The organism is Bacillus sp. NPDC094106, from assembly GCF_044764345.1.
In the GTDB taxonomy this organism is placed as follows: domain Bacteria; phylum Bacillota; class Bacilli; order Bacillales; family Bacillaceae_G; genus Bacillus_A.
In genome coordinates this window covers 242,327-258,154 of sequence record NZ_JBIWHY010000004.1, presented here as the reverse complement: position 1 = coordinate 258,154, position 15,828 = coordinate 242,327, and the positions used below count along the sequence as shown (strand labels likewise).

General features: G+C 37.1%; 20 protein-coding genes. 16 read left to right on the top strand and 4 right to left on the bottom strand.

Annotation, left to right across the window (positions count from 1 at the left end):
* Window positions 1-14 precede the first annotated feature (14 nt).
* A complete protein-coding gene (sigK, locus tag ACIQ7L_RS08150) occupies window positions 15-728 on the top strand; it encodes an RNA polymerase sporulation sigma factor SigK (protein ID WP_400568059.1) in 714 nt (237 codons plus the stop codon).
* Window positions 729-1,032: 304 nt separating this feature from the next.
* Entirely contained in the window at window positions 1,033-1,830 is a 798-nt protein-coding gene (locus ACIQ7L_RS08145; RefSeq protein ID WP_400568057.1) for a phosphatidylserine decarboxylase, read from the top strand.
* Window positions 1,831-1,978: 148 nt separating this feature from the next.
* Here the strand turns inward: ACIQ7L_RS08145 and sda are convergent, their stop codons facing one another.
* Entirely contained in the window at window positions 1,979-2,134 is a 156-nt protein-coding gene (gene sda, locus ACIQ7L_RS08140; protein ID WP_141523183.1) for a sporulation histidine kinase inhibitor Sda, read from the bottom strand.
* A gap of 246 nt (window positions 2,135-2,380) precedes the next feature.
* Here sda and ACIQ7L_RS08135 point away from each other — a divergent pair, with 246 nt between their 5' ends.
* The 8 genes from ACIQ7L_RS08135 (at window position 2,381) to ACIQ7L_RS08100 (ending at window position 7,537) form a co-directional block, all read left to right on the top strand.
* Window positions 2,381-2,893, top strand: coding sequence for a YqeG family HAD IIIA-type phosphatase (locus tag ACIQ7L_RS08135; RefSeq protein ID WP_400568055.1), 513 nt, complete (start codon window positions 2,381-2,383; stop codon window positions 2,891-2,893).
* Window positions 2,894-2,896: 3 nt separating this feature from the next.
* The gene (gene yqeH, locus ACIQ7L_RS08130; RefSeq protein WP_400568053.1) at window positions 2,897-4,003 is read left to right on the top strand and encodes a ribosome biogenesis GTPase YqeH; all 1,107 of its coding nucleotides are present in this window, start codon (window positions 2,897-2,899) and stop codon (window positions 4,001-4,003) included.
* 15 nt (window positions 4,004-4,018) lie between these two features.
* Window positions 4,019-4,852 (top strand): shikimate dehydrogenase, encoded by an 834-nt coding sequence (gene aroE / locus ACIQ7L_RS08125; protein WP_400568051.1) that lies wholly within the window; start codon window positions 4,019-4,021, stop codon window positions 4,850-4,852.
* Between the two features lie 4 nt (window positions 4,853-4,856).
* Window positions 4,857-5,147, top strand: coding sequence for a ribosome assembly RNA-binding protein YhbY (yhbY, locus tag ACIQ7L_RS08120; protein WP_400568049.1), 291 nt, complete (start codon window positions 4,857-4,859; stop codon window positions 5,145-5,147).
* A gap of 162 nt (window positions 5,148-5,309) precedes the next feature.
* Window positions 5,310-5,879 (top strand): nicotinate-nucleotide adenylyltransferase, encoded by a 570-nt coding sequence (locus ACIQ7L_RS08115; protein WP_400568048.1) that lies wholly within the window; start codon window positions 5,310-5,312, stop codon window positions 5,877-5,879.
* Entirely contained in the window at window positions 5,869-6,438 is a 570-nt protein-coding gene (gene yqeK / locus ACIQ7L_RS08110; protein ID WP_097896967.1) for a bis(5'-nucleosyl)-tetraphosphatase (symmetrical) YqeK, read from the top strand. Before ACIQ7L_RS08115 ends, yqeK begins: the two co-directional genes overlap by 11 nt.
* On the top strand, window positions 6,435-6,788 hold the full coding sequence (rsfS, locus tag ACIQ7L_RS08105; RefSeq protein WP_400568047.1) for a ribosome silencing factor: 354 nt from the start codon (window positions 6,435-6,437) through the stop codon (window positions 6,786-6,788). Before yqeK ends, rsfS begins: the two co-directional genes overlap by 4 nt.
* A complete protein-coding gene (locus tag ACIQ7L_RS08100; protein ID WP_400568045.1) occupies window positions 6,788-7,537 on the top strand; it encodes a class I SAM-dependent DNA methyltransferase in 750 nt (249 codons plus the stop codon). Before rsfS ends, ACIQ7L_RS08100 begins: the two co-directional genes overlap by 1 nt.
* Before the next feature lie 172 nt (window positions 7,538-7,709).
* Here ACIQ7L_RS08100 and comER read toward each other — a convergent pair whose 3' ends face one another.
* Window positions 7,710-8,537, bottom strand: a complete 828-nt coding sequence (gene comER / locus ACIQ7L_RS08095; RefSeq protein ID WP_400568043.1) for a late competence protein ComER — start codon at window positions 8,535-8,537, stop codon at window positions 7,710-7,712.
* Window positions 8,538-8,615: 78 nt separating this feature from the next.
* Between comER and ACIQ7L_RS08090 the strand changes: the two genes are divergently transcribed.
* The 3 genes from ACIQ7L_RS08090 to ACIQ7L_RS08080 all read left to right on the top strand — a co-directional run bounded on the left by ACIQ7L_RS08090 (window position 8,616) and on the right by ACIQ7L_RS08080 (window position 12,364).
* Window positions 8,616-9,215 carry a helix-hairpin-helix domain-containing protein gene (locus ACIQ7L_RS08090; protein WP_400568041.1) on the top strand — a complete coding sequence of 200 codons (600 nt, stop codon included), beginning with the start codon at window positions 8,616-8,618 and terminating at the stop codon, window positions 9,213-9,215.
* Between the two features lie 63 nt (window positions 9,216-9,278).
* Complete coding sequence (locus ACIQ7L_RS08085; RefSeq protein WP_097896962.1) at window positions 9,279-9,836, top strand: ComE operon protein 2; 558 nt, start codon at window positions 9,279-9,281, stop codon at window positions 9,834-9,836.
* Window positions 9,837-10,009: 173 nt separating this feature from the next.
* The gene (locus ACIQ7L_RS08080) at window positions 10,010-12,364 is read left to right on the top strand and encodes a DNA internalization-related competence protein ComEC/Rec2 (protein ID WP_400568039.1); all 2,355 of its coding nucleotides are present in this window, start codon (window positions 10,010-10,012) and stop codon (window positions 12,362-12,364) included.
* Here ACIQ7L_RS08080 and ACIQ7L_RS08075 read toward each other — a convergent pair.
* Window positions 12,361-12,495 (bottom strand): YqzM family protein, encoded by a 135-nt coding sequence (locus tag ACIQ7L_RS08075; RefSeq protein WP_001001652.1) that lies wholly within the window; start codon window positions 12,493-12,495, stop codon window positions 12,361-12,363. The genes ACIQ7L_RS08080 and ACIQ7L_RS08075 overlap by 4 nt on opposite strands.
* A 334-nt stretch (window positions 12,496-12,829) precedes the next feature.
* Between ACIQ7L_RS08075 and holA the strand changes: the two genes are divergently transcribed.
* Window positions 12,830-13,840: a DNA polymerase III subunit delta gene (gene holA, locus ACIQ7L_RS08070; RefSeq protein WP_400568037.1), complete on the top strand. Its 1,011-nt coding sequence runs from the start codon at window positions 12,830-12,832 to the stop codon at window positions 13,838-13,840.
* Window positions 13,841-13,917: 77 nt separating this feature from the next.
* Here the strand turns inward: holA and rpsT are convergent, their stop codons facing one another.
* Entirely contained in the window at window positions 13,918-14,175 is a 258-nt protein-coding gene (gene rpsT, locus ACIQ7L_RS08065; RefSeq protein WP_001274013.1) for a 30S ribosomal protein S20, read from the bottom strand.
* A 181-nt stretch (window positions 14,176-14,356) separates the two neighbouring features.
* On the opposite strand from rpsT, the gene gpr reads away from it, so the two are divergent.
* Window positions 14,357-15,460, top strand: a complete 1,104-nt coding sequence (gpr, locus tag ACIQ7L_RS08060) for a GPR endopeptidase (protein WP_400568035.1) — start codon at window positions 14,357-14,359, stop codon at window positions 15,458-15,460.
* A gap of 19 nt (window positions 15,461-15,479) precedes the next feature.
* Window positions 15,480-15,821 carry a YqxA family protein gene (locus ACIQ7L_RS08055; protein ID WP_400568033.1) on the top strand — a complete coding sequence of 114 codons (342 nt, stop codon included), beginning with the start codon at window positions 15,480-15,482 and terminating at the stop codon, window positions 15,819-15,821.
* The last annotated feature ends 7 nt before the right edge of the window (window positions 15,822-15,828 follow it).

Below are 15,828 nucleotides of genomic sequence, written 5' to 3'. Positions count from 1 at the left end.
CGGAGGTGAAGGGTTTGAGTCTATTCGCCGCAATTGGATACATGGTTCGCGAAGTGTTTGTATTTGTTTCTTATGTAAAAAACAATGCATTTCCACATCCATTATCATCAGATGATGAGAAAAAATACTTAGAGCTGATGGAGCAAGGTGATGCTCAAGCGAGAAATCTGTTAATTGAACATAACTTACGGCTTGTGGCTCACATTGTTAAGAAATTTGAAAACACTGGTGAAGATGCGGAGGATTTAATTTCGATTGGAACGATCGGTCTTATTAAAGCGATTGAAAGTTATTCAGCAGGGAAAGGAACGAAGCTTGCAACATATGCAGCGCGTTGTATTGAAAATGAAATTTTGATGCATTTACGTGTGTTAAAGAAAACAAAAAAAGACGTCTCGCTTCATGACCCGATTGGACAGGACAAAGAAGGTAACGAAATATCATTGATAGATATCCTGAAATCTGAGTCCGAAGATGTAATTGATATGATTCAGCTTAGCATGGAATTAGAAAAGATTAAGGAGTATATCGATATTTTAGATGAACGAGAGAAAGAGGTTATTGTAAAGCGATTTGGACTTGGACTTGATAAAGAGAAAACGCAGAGGGAAATTGCAAAGGCACTTGGGATTTCAAGAAGTTACGTATCTCGAATTGAGAAGCGAGCATTGATGAAAATGTTTCATGAATTTGTGCGGGCAGAGAAGGAGAAGAAAGCAAAAGAATAAAATAGGCAAACGGCTGCGGCTTACATCCAGTCGTTTTTCTTTTTTGTAAAAAGGAAATAAAATGAGAAACTCTAAGAAGAAATATACGTTCACTGTTGAAAATGACGGATTCTATCTGTAATATTAGAAGGTGCTAACGAATTTATGAAAGAAATTGTGTTTATTTTTTCTTTTTGTATGATTAGATTGGTTTGTATGTGGAAATAAGAACCATTTTTTTAGGTTTCACTGTATGATATAGAAAGAAAAGAAGGGAAAGCTAAATATAATTGTTATTTTAAGACGGATTAGGAGGTTTCGCGGTTTGCAACGTAGATTATATCGACTTATGATCGAACTGACAAATGGACGGTTTACTTCTTATATGTTACGTAAATTTGCACAGTCTCGCTTAAGTTCCATGATTATTCCATCCTACGCAAAAGTGTTTCAATTAAATCAAGATGAGATGGAAAAGGATTTAAAAGAGTATCGAACGCTGCATGAATTATTTACACGTAAGTTAAAAGAAGGAAAGCGAACAATTGATGCTGAACCATTAAACATTGTTAGTCCTGTTGATGGGGTTTTTGCTGATTCTGGCCCGATTGAAGAAACGAAAACATTTGATATTAAGGGCAAGCGCTATTCAATTGTGGATATGCTAGGTAATGAAGAGAGAGCAAAGCGCTATGCTGGCGGTACATATATGGTTATTTATTTAAGCCCTAGTCATTATCATCGTATTCATAGTCCACTTTCCGGTTCTGTGACAGAGCGATTTGTACTGGGAAGAAAATCATATCCAGTAAACGCAGTGGGCATGAAATATGGAAAAGAACCTTTGTCAAAGAATTATCGTTCTGTCACAGAAGTAGACAGTGAAGGACAACATATGGCACTTGTAAAAGTAGGTGCTATGTTTGTAAATAGTATCGAGCTTCTTCATGAAAGAAACACTGTTCAAAAAGGTGAAGAGATGGCATACTTTACATTTGGTTCAACAGTTGTTTTACTGTTTGAAAAAGGAATGATTGAAACTGTTTCAACGTTAATGAGTGGTCAAGAACTGCGCGTTGGTGAAAAAATCGCAACTCGATTATCTTATGATAATGAGCAGTAAAAGTTTTATCACAAACTTGTGAGGGCTCAAAGAAGCAAGATGGGCTGATGTGCCTAATGAAGGGTTCTCAAGGATGGGAGTTTCATTTTGTTTAAGAGCCATCTTAAGGATGGCTCTTTTTACAAGTGAAGCAGTAATCTATATGTACTCAAGATGATTTGACAAGCTTGTCCTCTAATGAGCGTCTAATAATTTCTTGTTTTATAAGTAAAATGAAGTCGGGATTTAATTTTAGTTCTTTTGCTTTATAATAAGACTCAGTGAGTAACTCAGTAGATAACTGTTCCATATGTTTTGTATTCAAGGTGAGTCACCTCCTATAGTAATAAGGCTAGGTTCTTTATTGCATCTACTGTACCAAAAAAGTATGACAGTCACAAATGGATGATTATCCACATATTACCGTGGATAAATTGTGTATGAATTGTTGATAAATTCCAAATTAACTGAAATATTAATATGGAAAATGTGTACAATTTTATCCACAAGCTGACTATCGAAAAATGCTGTCGAAAAATTTTATGGAAAATCCTCAAAGAGGTGAAAGAAATTGAAATTGTTTTTACCAAATGAATACGTGAAAAACGTATATCATGTTCAACCAGAAGATTTAAAAAAACGTGGAATCAAAGGTATTATTACTGATTTAGACAATACGTTAATTGAATGGGATCGCCCGAATGCAACGCCACAGCTTGAAGAGTGGTTTTTAAAAATGCAAGAATGTGGCATTCAAGTAACGGTTGTTTCCAATAATAATGAGCAACGTGTAAAGGACTTTGCTGATCCACTTGGTATTCCATTTATTCATAGTGCACGTAAGCCACTTGTTCGTGCTTTTAAACGTGCAATGGAACAAATGAATTTAAGCCCTGATGAAGTCGTGGTGATTGGCGATCAAGTGCTGACGGATGTATTGGGAGGAAATCGTGTTGGCCTTTATACGATTTTAGTTGTACCAGTAGCGCAAACAGATGGATTAGTAACGCGCTTTAATCGAAAGATTGAACGAAGAATCATGAGAAATATGAAGAAAAAAGGTTTAATTAACTGGGAGGAATAAAGTTTGACTGAAACGATTAAATGTATTGGTTGCGGTATAGAAATTCAAACAGAAAATAAAAATGAAGTTGGGTATGCACCGGCTTCATCTTTAGAGAAAGAACAAGTAATTTGTCAACGTTGTTTCCGTTTAAAGCATTATAATGAAATTCAAGATGTGTCTTTAACAGATGATGATTTCTTACGTATTTTAAATGGAATTGGACAGTCAAATGCGTTAGTTGTCAAAATTGTAGATATCTTTGACTTCAATGGAAGTTGGTTACCAGGACTACATCGTTTTGTAGGAAACAACAAAGTATTGCTTGTTGGAAACAAAGCGGATTTAATTCCAAAATCAGTAAAGCATGATAAAGTAAAACATTGGATGCGTTATAGTGCGAAGCAACTGGGATTAAAACCAGAAGATGTCTTTTTAATTAGTGCAGCAAAAGGACAAGGTATTCGTGAACTTGCTGAGGGAATTGAACAGTACCGTGATGGTAAGGATGTATATGTTGTAGGTTGTACGAATGTGGGGAAATCTACATTTATTAACCGCATGATTAAGGAGTTTAGTGAAGAAACTGAGAATGTGATTACAACGTCTCATTTTCCAGGAACAACGCTTGATTTAATTGATATTCCATTAGATGAAGCATCTTCTTTATATGATACACCAGGTATTATCAATCATCACCAAATGGCACATTATGTTGGAAAACAAAGCTTGAAACTGATCACACCAACAACAGAAATTAAGCCAATGGTCTTCCAATTAAACGAAGAGCAAACATTATTCTTCGGTGGATTGGCACGTTTTGATTATATTAGTGGTGGTCGCCGTGCGTTCACTTGCCATTTCTCAAATCGTTTAACAATTCATCGTACAAAGCTTGAAAAAGCTGACGAATTATATGAAAAACACGCTGGGGAACTATTAAATCCACCAACTCCAGAAGAACTAGAAAATATGCCTGAGTTTGTGAAATATGAATTTAATATTCGTGAGGCAAAAACAGATGTTGTATTCTCTGGATTAGGTTGGGTTACTGTAAATGAACCAGGGGCAAAGATTGTTGCTCATGTACCAAAAGGAGTTAGTGTTTCATTACGTAGATCTTTAATTTAATATGGAGAGGGATTTATGAAACAATTATATGGTGTAATCGGAAATCCAATTGGACATTCATTGTCACCGCTCATGCATAACGATGCATTTGAGCACTTAAGTATAGATGCTCATTATCATGCGTTTCTTGTAGAAGAAGAGACGTTAGGGGAAGCGGTGAAAGGGTTAAAAGCATTAGGTGCCCTAGGGTTTAATGTAACGACGCCGCATAAAGTTTCAATTATGAAATACTTAGATGAAATTGATCCGTTAGCCAAGCAAATCGGTGCTGTAAATACGGTAGTCCATAAAGATGGAAAACTAATTGGTTATAATACGGATGGAATTGGTTATGTTCGTTCTTTGCAATCCATTAGCAAAGAGCCGCTGCACCAAAAGCGTGTGTTATTACTTGGTGCAGGTGGGGCTTGTCGTGCTATTTACTTTTCACTTGCGGATGTGGGTGTAAAAGAAATTGATATCGCCAACCGAACAGTAGAGAAAGCAGAGCAGCTGATCGCAGGATGTAAAGCGAAAGTTACTTCGCATGCTCTTTCATTAGAGCATGCAACGGAAAAACAAGAGAATTATGATGTTATCATTCATACAACAACGATAGGCATGCATCCCCATGTACAGCATACGCCATTGCAAATTCGCTCTTTAAAGCAAGGAACGATTGTTTCGGATATTATTTATAATCCATTTGAGACAAAACTTTTGCACGATTCGAAAGCAAAAGGGGCAATTGTACAAAATGGAATTGATATGTTTGTTTATCAAGGAGCACTTGCATTTGAAATGTGGACAGGACACATGCCCGATATCGATAGAATGAAACAATTAGTAATGAGAAAGCTTGGAGGCTAATGATATGTTAACAGGAAAGCAAAAAAGATTTTTACGTGCAAAGGCACATCACTTAACACCGATTTTTCAAGTTGGAAAAGGCGGCGTTAATGAAAATATGATTAAACAAATTGCAGATGCATTAGAAGCTCGCGAACTATTCAAAGTGAGCGTGCTCCAAAACTGCGAATTTGATCGTCATGAAGTTGCAGAAGAACTTGCGAAAGGTGCAAGAGCAGAAATCGTTCAAGTAATCGGAGGCACAATTGTTTTATATAAAGAATCAAGAGAAAATAAGCAAATCAAACTTCCATAATAAAACGAGATTTGTATAGGTCGTTTCTGGAGTCGATGCTCGCTATGTAGAGGGTGAAGTGCTCACTAATGAGAGTTGGAACAATTAAGCTTTTACGGGCAGTAGGCTCTCTTCATGTTTTTTGAGGAGAGTTACTGCATGTAAAGTAAGGGGGCGTTTCCTTTGAAAAAGATCGGAATTATTGGAGGTACATTTGATCCGCCTCATTATGGACATTTGTTAATTGCAAATGAAGTATATCATGCACTGGAGCTAGATGAAATTTGGTTTTTGCCAAATCAAATCCCGCCCCATAAACAGGATCGTAATGTTACAAGTGTAGAAAATCGATTGCAGATGTTAGAGTTGGCAACTAAGCAAGAAGCGTATTTTTCTCTTTGTTTAGAAGAGCTAAATAGAGAGGGCCCATCTTATACATATGACACTATGTTACAATTAACAAAGAAGCATCCGGATGTGCAGTTTTATTTTATTATTGGCGGAGATATGGTGGAGTATTTACCAAAATGGTATAACATCGAGAAATTACTTCAGCTTGTGACGTTTGTTGGAGTTGCGAGGCCGGGTTATACATTAAATACGCCTTATGAAATCGTCACTGTAGAGATTCCGGAGTTTGCTGTTTCTTCTTCATTGTTACGAGAGAGATATAAGGAGAAGAAAACGTGCAAATATTTGCTTCCCGAACAAGTACAGGTACATATCGAGAGGAATGGGTTGTATGAATCGTGAGGAAGCACTTGAGATTGTGAAACAACAAATGCATGAAAAACGTTATATACATACAATTGGTGTAATGGAAACGGCAATTGAACTTGCTAAGCTATATGGCGTGGATGAGAAAAAAGCAGAAATGGCTGCTATATTTCATGATTATGCAAAATGTAGACCAATTCAAGAAATGGAAAACATTATTCAGCAGGAAGAGTTGCCGAAAGATTTACTTCAATATAACAAAGAGTTATGGCATGCGCCAGTTGGGGCATACTTAGTAGAAAAAGAAGTGGGTATTACGGATCCTGAAATCTTGCAAGCCATTACATATCATACAAGCGGTCATGAAGAGATGACAATGCTTGATAAAGTTATTTATGTGGCGGATTATATTGAACCTGGCCGCAAGTTTCCAGGTGTGGAAGAAGCGCGCAAATTAGCGCTGGAAGATATAAATAAAGCTTTATTATTTGCATTAAAACGTACGATTCAATTTTTAATGGAAAAGGATCAAACAATTTATCCATTAACATTTCAAACGTACAATGCAGTTTTGAAGGAGGAAATTACTGAATGAAAGATAGAGATTTATTAGTGTTAGCAGCAAAAGCAGCTGATGATAAAAGAGCAGAAGATATGGTTGTACTAAATATGCAAGGTATTTCACCAATTGCAGATTATTTTATTATTTGTCACGGGAATTCAGATAAGCAAGTACAAGCAATTGCACGTGAAATTAAAGCGAAGGCACATGAACTTCAAATTGATGTACAACGTATGGAAGGCTTCGACGAAGCACGCTGGGTTCTAGTGGACCTTGGCGATGTAGTTGCGCATGTATTCCATAAAGATGAGCGTGATCACTATAATTTAGAGCGTCTATGGGGCGATGTGCCACGTGAAGATATTACAGAAGAGTTAAGCTAATGAGATATGAGCAATTTGCATTGTTGTATGATGAACTCATGAATGATGTTCCATATGATAAATGGGTAGAATTCACGGAGGAAAGCCTACAACAGGCAGGTATGAAAGAGGCGAAGATTCTTGATGTAGCTTGCGGGACTGGTAATGTAACGCTTCCACTTGTACGAAAAGGTTATGACATGATTGGGGTCGATCTTTCAGAAGAAATGCTAACGGTTGCCCAGCAAAAATTAGGGGGAGAAGGATATCTTATTCCTTTTTATCAACAGGACATGAGAGAACTGGATGTTCCTGGTGAATTCGACTGTGTGACAATCTTTTGTGATTCATTAAATTATGTATTACAAGAAGAGGGGATACAAGAAACATTCAGACGAGTATTTCACCATTTGCGTCAAGATGGTCTGTTTTTATTTGATGTACACTCTTTATATAAAATTCATCATGTATTTCAAAATGAAACGTACACAGTCAATGGGGAAGAAATAGCTCTCATTTGGAACTGCTTCCCTGGTGAAGAATCAAATAGTGTGGAACATGACCTATCATTCTTTGTTCAGGATGCAGAGGAAGGGGTATACCATCGTTTTGATGAATGTCACGTACAACGTGCTTATTCAGTTGAATTGTTAACACAATGGCTTGAAGAAGCGGGTTTTACAGTGCTTCGTGTAACAGGTGATTTTGAACGGATGGAAGTAACCGAACAAACAGAACGTATCTTTTTTGTGGCAAAAAAGAATGGATAAAATAAAAGCAACCGACAAGGTTGCTTTTATTTTATGGAGAATGTGCTATTTTATTTAGAGAAAAATAGAAGAGTGATAGAGATAAATGATAAAAAGAAAGGTTTTGATGAAAAGACAGTGTGAAAAAGTTTGGAAATAGATGAAAGGATTTTGTCTCATAATGGCGTATTCTTTACGTGTGCTTATTAAATTGTTGTTCCACGCCTTCTAAATCTTCATCGTATTTTTCATGTGTTCGCTCGAATAACTTATGGAACATATCTCCGACGTGTCTCTCCAAAATGCGAATGCCCTCTCCTGTGACCCCGCCCTTTACACATACTTTCTCTTGCAAGGTTGGTAATGTAAAGAGTTCTTTTTCTAGTAATTTTCCCATCCCAATAATCATTTCACTGGCTAAAGTAGTTGCTTCCTCGTGGGTAATATTTGTTTTATCTACAGCAGCATCAATGAAACATTGTAATAAGTAGCTGAAGAATGCTGGCCCGCAGCTGGCAATATCAGATGAAACTCGTGTAATATCTTCACCAATTACAACAGGGGTAGAAATATTTTTAAATAAAAGAAGTAACTTTTGTTTCCATTCTTCCGAACAGTTTTCTCCAAATGTAAATAATGAGGCACCAGAGAACGCTCGGTTTGTGATGCTTGGAATAATACGTGCGACGTGGCAAGATACAATTTTTTCTAATTGTTTTGCTGATATAGGACTAGTAATAGAAATTAAACATTTTTCCTCCGTAAAGTAGGCAACGTGTTTTTTTAAAATTGGATAGATATCTAAAGGTTTGACGCAAATGAAAATAAGCTGAGAGCGCTCAATTACTTCTTGCGCTGTTTTTGCTATATGAACAGAAGGATACTTCTCTTTTATATGATATGCTTTGGCAGGTGTGCGATTAATAATAGTCAGGCACGAAGGTTTGACAGCATGGGTTTCTAAAAATGCATCGATTAATATATTCCCCATGTTTCCTGTCCCTATGATTCCTATGTTCAATGTTTCATCCCTCCTTCGTAACATCTTTCTCCTAAACAATATGAACTATGTTGTGAATTTATGAATTGGAGGTATAAAATGATGTGGAATTTTCAAAAGAAGTGGCTTGCTTTGCTAGGGGGTGTTGGAGTCGTCGTTGTACTCTTTTTATGGCAGACGAAGCAACAAACGGAACAACAAACTGTTAAAATCGATACAACGATGAAGAGTGAAGAGAAAAAGAGTAAATTGAAAGCAACAGATTCAAAAGAGCAGAAAAAAGTAATTATGATTGATATAAAAGGGGCTGTGCATCGAGAAGGGGTCTATGAGATGAGGGAAGGCGAGCGTGTGAAAGATGGGATTGAAAAGGCAGGAGGCTTCTTACCAGAAGCGGACATAGCAAAAGTGAATTTAGCACAAATTGTACAAGACCAAATGCTTCTGCATGTGCCGAGGAAAGGAGAACAAGTACAGGAAACAGCTATATCTTCACAGCAAGGTGGAAAAGTGCAAGTGAATCATGCTTCAAAAGAGCAACTTGAAAAAATAACGGGAATTGGCCCTCGAAAAGCAGAGGCGATTATGAAATATCGAGAAGAACATGGGCCATTTCAAAAAGTGGAAGACTTATTGGAGGTAGATGGTATTGGAGAGAAGTCACTTGAAAAAATAAAAGATCAAATAATTATTCCGTAAAAGATTGACGAGCTTTTTCTTCTTTCGCTACACTACAAGTAGATAAAAAAAGTAGGTGAAGATATGGAACGAATTTCTTGGGACCAATATTTTATGACACAAAGCCATTTATTGTCACTGCGTAGCACGTGTACAAGGCTTGCGGTAGGAGCAACAATTGTCCGTGATAAGAGAATTATTGCGGGTGGCTATAATGGTTCAATTAAAGGTGGTGTTCATTGTATAGATGATGGATGCTATGTGATTGATAATCATTGTGTACGCACAATTCATGCAGAAATGAATGCTTTATTGCAATGTGCCAAATTTGGTGTAAAAACAGAGGGTGCGGAAATTTATGTTACACATTTTCCATGTTTACAGTGCTGTAAGGCGATTATTCAAAGTGGTATTACAGCTGTGTACTATGCGCAGGATTATAAAAACCATCCGTATGCTGTGGAACTATTCGAACAAGCAAATGTCACTGTGAAACATGTTCCGTTAGAATATGATATTACATCGATAGAGCAGCAAGAACGTCATTGGCAATTAAAAGAGCTGTTCTCCTCTTTAGAAAAAGATGATGTAACAATGGATGAACTACAACAAGTATTCGCTAAAGCAAAAAAAATGCTATAAGTGCGTGTTCAAAAAGGAGGATAAAGAGTGCCGAGCAGTTCGAGGCGCAGAAGCCAGGAGGATACGGAGTGTAGATGGAACTACATGAGTACTGGACTGGCAGCGTAACGAAGAAATGTGACAGTTATCTTTACCGGACCTTTTGAATATCCGCTATAAGGGGTGAGTATGAGTTGCGTCGACAATGGGGCTATATTGCAATCTCATTTGTTATGGGGGTTGCAATCGCCTGTTCTTCGTTTCAATTGTTGTCTGTTAGTGTATTTGGTTGCTATGTTTTATTCTGTATATATCGTGCTTCGCATAAAGTCCTCATTTTTTGTATACTGACATGTTTCAGTAGCTTTCTCTATACCTCATATATCGAGCAAGAAAACCAACCGTCTAAAGACCTCCATTCCGAAGTGATAAAAGGAGTAATTCAAAATACGCCTATTATTAATGGAGATCGTCTTTCTTTTCAAATCGAAGATAATCACAAAGATAAGCTGCAACTGTTTTACAAAATTCAATCAGTGAAGGAAAAGGAGCACTTGCGGCAATTATATGCTGGGATGAAGTGCACTTTTAAAGGAGAAATAAAAGAACCGTCTAAAGCGCGTAATGCTCACGGATTTGATTATCAGGATTACTTATATAAGCAACATGTTCATTTTTTATTTGAAGCAACGGAGATTTCAAATTGTAACAAAAATAAGTTGAGTTTTACAGATTGGCTCTTTCACCTACGACAAAATGCAGTTTCGAAAGTTTCAGAAATGTTTCCTGGGCAATCTGGAGCATTTATGAATGCGTTGTTATTTGGTGATCGGCAACAGATGACATTTGAAGTAGAAAAGCAATATCAACAGTTTGGGCTTATTCATCTACTAGCAATTTCAGGATCACATATTGTATTGCTGACCGCAATTGGCTACTTTGTTTTACTTCGGATTGGTGTGACAAGGGAAATGGCGACGATATGTCTTATTGTTTGTATTCCACTGTATATGTTTTTAGCAGGGGCATCTCCATCTGTTATGAGGGCTTCTGTAACAGGGGTTATATTACTATTGGCACTTATCCATTCTGTCCGTGTTTCAAGCTTAGATACCCTTAGTATAACGGCTATATTGATGCTTTTATATGACCCTTATATGGTCTTTGATATTGGGTTTCAATTTTCGTTTGTTGGTAGTTTAGCCTTGCTATTGTCTGCCGATATTTTATTGCGACGTGATCAGGGGCTTGTGCGAAACACAATTTATCTTTCTATTATTTCGCAGCTTGCTAGTACGCCTATTTTGTTATATCATTTTGGTTATTTTTCTCCATATAGTGTCTTTCTCAATCTTATATTTGTCCCATTCTTATCCTGCATTGTATTGCCGTGTAGCATTATTATTTTTATATGTATGATATTTGTTCCTCTTGTAGCGAAATGGATTGCGCATGGATTATCGGTATGTTTAACATTCTCTAATGAATTTCTTCAGTACTGTGAAACCCTCCCGTTTCTAAGCCTTACCTTCGGACAAACACCTCCATTTCTTGTAGCCATATATTGTTTAAGTTTAATTAGTATCTTTATCGTTTGGGAAAGAGCGGTTAGAAAAAAGTTTTTGTTTTTAGCTGTTGGATTGTTTCTTTTCGTATGTACTTGTCATTATATGTCTCCTTATTTTCGCCCGAGCGGAAGTGTTACATTTATTGATGTTGGACAAGGGGATGCAATATTAATTCGCCTTCCGTATGAAAAAGGGGTATATCTTATTGATACGGGAGGAACAATTCCGATTAAAAAAGAGCCTTGGCAACAGAAGAAACATGAGTTTTCTGTTGGATATGATATTCTCCTCCCATTTTTACAAAAGGAGGGGATTCGTACAATTGATAAGCTATTTGTGACGCATGGCGATACGGATCATATGGGAGCGGCTAAAGAATTATTATCCTCTATCGCTGTAAAAGAAATCATATTTGGAAAGAAGCAAGAAGATTCCATATTAGAAAAAGAATTGAAGAAAATTGCGAAGAAAAAAGGTATACAGATAAACGTGGTAGGCGAAGGAGATGGCTGGAAAGTAGATGAAGCGGAATTTACGGTGCTGTCTCCAGAAGGAAAAGAAAAAGATGATAATGATTCCTCCATTGTCCTATGGGCGAAACTAGGAGGGTTTACATGGCTGTTTACGGGGGACTTAGAAGAAAAAGGGGAGAGGCGTATAATAGAGCATTATCCAGAGCTATGTGCGGATATTTTAAAGGTTGGGCATCACGGGAGTAAGACATCATCTTCTGCGTCTTTTTTACATCTTATTCAACCTGAGAAAGCAATTATTTCCGCTGGAGAACATAATCGATATGGGCATCCGCACCAGCAAGTGTTAGAGCGCTTAAGGGAGATGGACATTGAAATATGGCGTACGGATGAGCAAGGGGCCATTTCCTATGTTTTTCAAGGGGGGAAAGGAACGTTTCAGAGTAAGTTGACATATGATGAAACACAGAAAAGATTGAAAAAGAAGGCCGCAAGCAGCAGCCTTTAAGAACCTATAAATTTAATGATTGTTGCTATAATGAAAAGTGTTGCGAAAAAACCAAATGAGACGATAAAGCCTACCCCTGAATCAATAGCGTCATTACGTTTACTTTGAACGTTTTGTTCAAATTCATTCATTTAGAATCCCTCCCCAACAATTCCACTTTAGTATAAAATATTGTCAGAAAAAAATCTACAATTTCCATATGGTGATAAATAGAGTGTGTGGTGGTAAAAGAGGAAAATTTTGATTTCCAAGCATGTTAACAGTTGGCACTTATACTTGAATGACGGTTGTGAATAATAAAAGTAAAGTGGTTACCGCACACCAATAAGAATCCCGGGGCTTATTGCGTGGCGTTTTATATAGATAAAGGAACGGGTAATTGCAGCCTGTTCCTTTGTACTTGTAAAACAAAAGATACCGCATTAGTATAAAGATATATTGCCAAGTTAGGGAGTAGGAAAAAGTATGAGTGATATACATAAGAAAATCAAAAAGAAACAGTTTGCACCACTTTATTTATTATATGGAACGGAAGCTTATTTTATAAATGAAACGATAAAGCTGATAACAACGGAAGCGCTCGTTGAAGAGGATCGTGAATTTAATGTTGTCACATATGATTTGGAAGAGGCATATTTAGAAGATGTAATAGAGGATGCAAGGACGCTTCCTTTTTTCGGAGAACGTAAAATACTATTAATAAAATCGCCATTATTTTTAACATCACAGAAAGAAAAATTGGAGCAAAATATAAAGATTTTAGAAGAATATACTGCTGAACCTTCTCCGTTTTCGATTGTCGTATTTGTAGCTCCTTATGAAAAGCTAGATGAGCGGAAAAAAATCACAAAATTATTGAAGAAAACAGCCGAAGTAGTAGAAGTAAATGAGATGCAAGTACAGGACGTCAGAAAGTGGATTGTAGCCCGTGCAGACGAAGTACATGTGTACATTGAGGATACAGCTGTTAGTTTGCTGTTAGAGCTTGTAGGAAGCAATGTAACGATGTTAGCTAAAGAAATGGATAAGTTGACTCTTTATGTTGGTATGGGCGGTGAAATTACAACAGGGCTTGTGGCAGAACTTGTACCAAAATCTGTTGAACAAAATGTATTTGCTTTAACAGAGAAGGTTGTAAAAAAAGATATTGCAGGAGCGATGCAAATTTTAGACGGCTTATTTACTCAGCAGGAAGAACCGATTAAATTGCTTGCGCTATTAGTAAGTCAATTCCGTTTGCTGCATCAAGTAAAAGAATTACAGCAGCGTGGATACGGACAAAATCAAATTGCTTCACATATTGGGGTTCATCCATACCGAGTAAAGTTAGCGATGAATCAAACGAAATTTTTCTCATTTGAAGAGTTGAAAAAAGTTATTTTAGAGTTAGCTGAAGCTGATTATAGCATGAAAACGGGGAAAATGGATAAGAAGCTTGTTTTAGAATTTTTCTTAATGCGGCTAAATCATATGTAATAAAAAGTTCATGCCATTTGCTGCATGAACTTTTTTGCATATAAAAAAACGACCCAAATGGATCGTTTTTAAACGCCTTACGCGTTTACTTGTTTCGCTAAGCGAGATTTTTGACGAGCTGCAGCGTTTTGGTGGATAAGACCTTTACGAGCTGCTTTGTCAAGTTTTTTAGAAGCAGTTTTGAAAGCTTCTTTAGCATTTTCAAGATCGTTATTAGTAACTAAAGCTTCTACAGTTTTAACAGCTGTACGCATGTCAGACTTAATAGAAGCGTTATGTGCACGACGCTCTTCGCTAAGTTTAGCGCGTTTGATAGCAGATTTGATGTTTGCCATACTTTTCACCTCCCTGGTGCGATCGAGTGACTCGATACTTACATAGAACAAGTGATATTCTATCAAACAGAGAAGAGAATTGCAATAGCGAGATCAATGAAATTTCATGTAAAGGAAAGAATGACCTTATATAGTTTGGGGGAATCTAACTATATTTAGTATGAATTACGGAGGAGATACGATGAAAGAACCACTAGATTTAAGTAAATATAATGTTAGAACAGACCTTGCAGTAGAGGCGCATCAAATGTTACAAGAACGTCAACAAGAACAAAATAGTGTGCAGGGCGTTGTTGTAAAAGAGCGTGAAGAAGAGGGGATTACCATTACAAAAGTGATAATTGATGAAAGTGCTTCTGAATCAATGGGCAAAAAGCCAGGGAATTATTTAACACTTGAAGTACAAGGGATTCGCCAACAAGATACGGAGCTTCAGCAAAAAGTAGAACGTATTTTTGCAAAAGAATTTTCTTATTTATTGGAAGAAATCGGAATAACGAAAGAAGCAAGTTGTTTAATTGTAGGATTAGGGAATTGGAATGTTACACCAGACGCGCTTGGTCCGCTTGTTGTAGAGAATGTGCTTGTGACACGCCACCTTTTTAAATTACAGCCTGAAAGTGTAGAAGAGGGATTTCGTCCTGTCAGTGCGATTCGCCCAGGTGTAATGGGAATTACGGGAATTGAAACGAGTGATGTAATTTACGGCATCATTGAAAAAACAAAACCAGATTTTATTATTGCGATTGATGCACTTGCGGCGCGTTCTATTGCACGGGTAAATAGTACGATACAGATTTCAGATACAGGGATTCATCCTGGCTCAGGCGTGGGAAATAAACGGAAGGAATTGAGTAAAGAGACACTTGGTATTCCAGTTATTGCTATTGGTGTTCCGACAGTTGTTGATGCGGTTTCCATTACGAGCGATACAATCGATTTCATCTTGAAGCATTTTGGCCATGAAATGAAAGAAGGGGATAAACCGTCCCGTTCTTTATTACCAGCTGGTTTTACATTTGGAGAGAAAAAGAAATTAACAGAAGAGGATATGCCAGATGAAAAAAGTCGAAATATGTTTTTAGGAGCAGTGGGCACTTTGGAAGATGAAGAAAAGAGAAAATTGATTCATGAGGTGTTAGCCCCTCTTGGTCACAATTTAATGGTGACACCAAAAGAAGTAGATACATTTATTGAAGATATGGCGAATGTAATAGCGAGCGGTTTAAATGCTGCGCTTCATCATCAAGTTGATCAAGATAATGCAGGTGCATATACGCATTGATGAGAAGGGGCGAGGGTAGTTGAGTCGTTTTACACTCCAGTGTGTGTGCTGTGTTACTCTGCTTTTGTTTGTGATGTTGATTGGGATTGGAATCGCTAATCATGGTTTAAAGAGTATGAAGGGATATCGTCAGCCAACATATGAACAAATTACTCATATGACGGGGACGGAGAGTTCAAGTGTTGAAGCGGAAATTTTAGGTGAGACGTTTTCTGCATGTAAAAAACAAAAACAGTTAGAAAGTCTTAGGAGCTTTAATGTTGTAGAAGGATTTGGGATGGGAATTGCAGAATTGACTCGAAATATTGCTAAGTTTGGGACAGATATAGTGATTGGGAAAATAAAAGAAATTTTTAGCTAATTGGAAG

What these genes read in the sequence shown, in the direction of transcription:
- aroE (WP_400568051.1), top strand. Translation starts at nt 4,019, where the DNA reads ATGAAACAATTATATGGTGTAATCGGAAATCCAATTGGACATTCATTG.
- yhbY (WP_400568049.1), top strand. Translation starts at nt 4,857, where the DNA reads ATGTTAACAGGAAAGCAAAAAAGATTTTTACGTGCAAAGGCACATCAC.
- yqeK (WP_097896967.1), top strand. Translation starts at nt 5,869, where the DNA reads ATGAATCGTGAGGAAGCACTTGAGATTGTGAAACAACAAATGCATGAA.
- rsfS (WP_400568047.1), top strand. Translation starts at nt 6,435, where the DNA reads ATGAAAGATAGAGATTTATTAGTGTTAGCAGCAAAAGCAGCTGATGAT.
- ACIQ7L_RS08100 (WP_400568045.1), top strand. Translation starts at nt 6,788, where the DNA reads ATGAGATATGAGCAATTTGCATTGTTGTATGATGAACTCATGAATGAT.
- ACIQ7L_RS08090 (WP_400568041.1), top strand. Translation starts at nt 8,616, where the DNA reads ATGATGTGGAATTTTCAAAAGAAGTGGCTTGCTTTGCTAGGGGGTGTT.
- ACIQ7L_RS08085 (WP_097896962.1), top strand. Translation starts at nt 9,279, where the DNA reads ATGGAACGAATTTCTTGGGACCAATATTTTATGACACAAAGCCATTTA.
- ACIQ7L_RS08075 (WP_001001652.1), bottom strand. Translation starts at nt 12,495, where the DNA reads ATGAATGAATTTGAACAAAACGTTCAAAGTAAACGTAATGACGCTATT.
- holA (WP_400568037.1), top strand. Translation starts at nt 12,830, where the DNA reads ATGAGTGATATACATAAGAAAATCAAAAAGAAACAGTTTGCACCACTT.
- rpsT (WP_001274013.1), bottom strand. Translation starts at nt 14,175, where the DNA reads ATGGCAAACATCAAATCTGCTATCAAACGCGCTAAACTTAGCGAAGAG.
- gpr (WP_400568035.1), top strand. Translation starts at nt 14,357, where the DNA reads ATGAAAGAACCACTAGATTTAAGTAAATATAATGTTAGAACAGACCTT.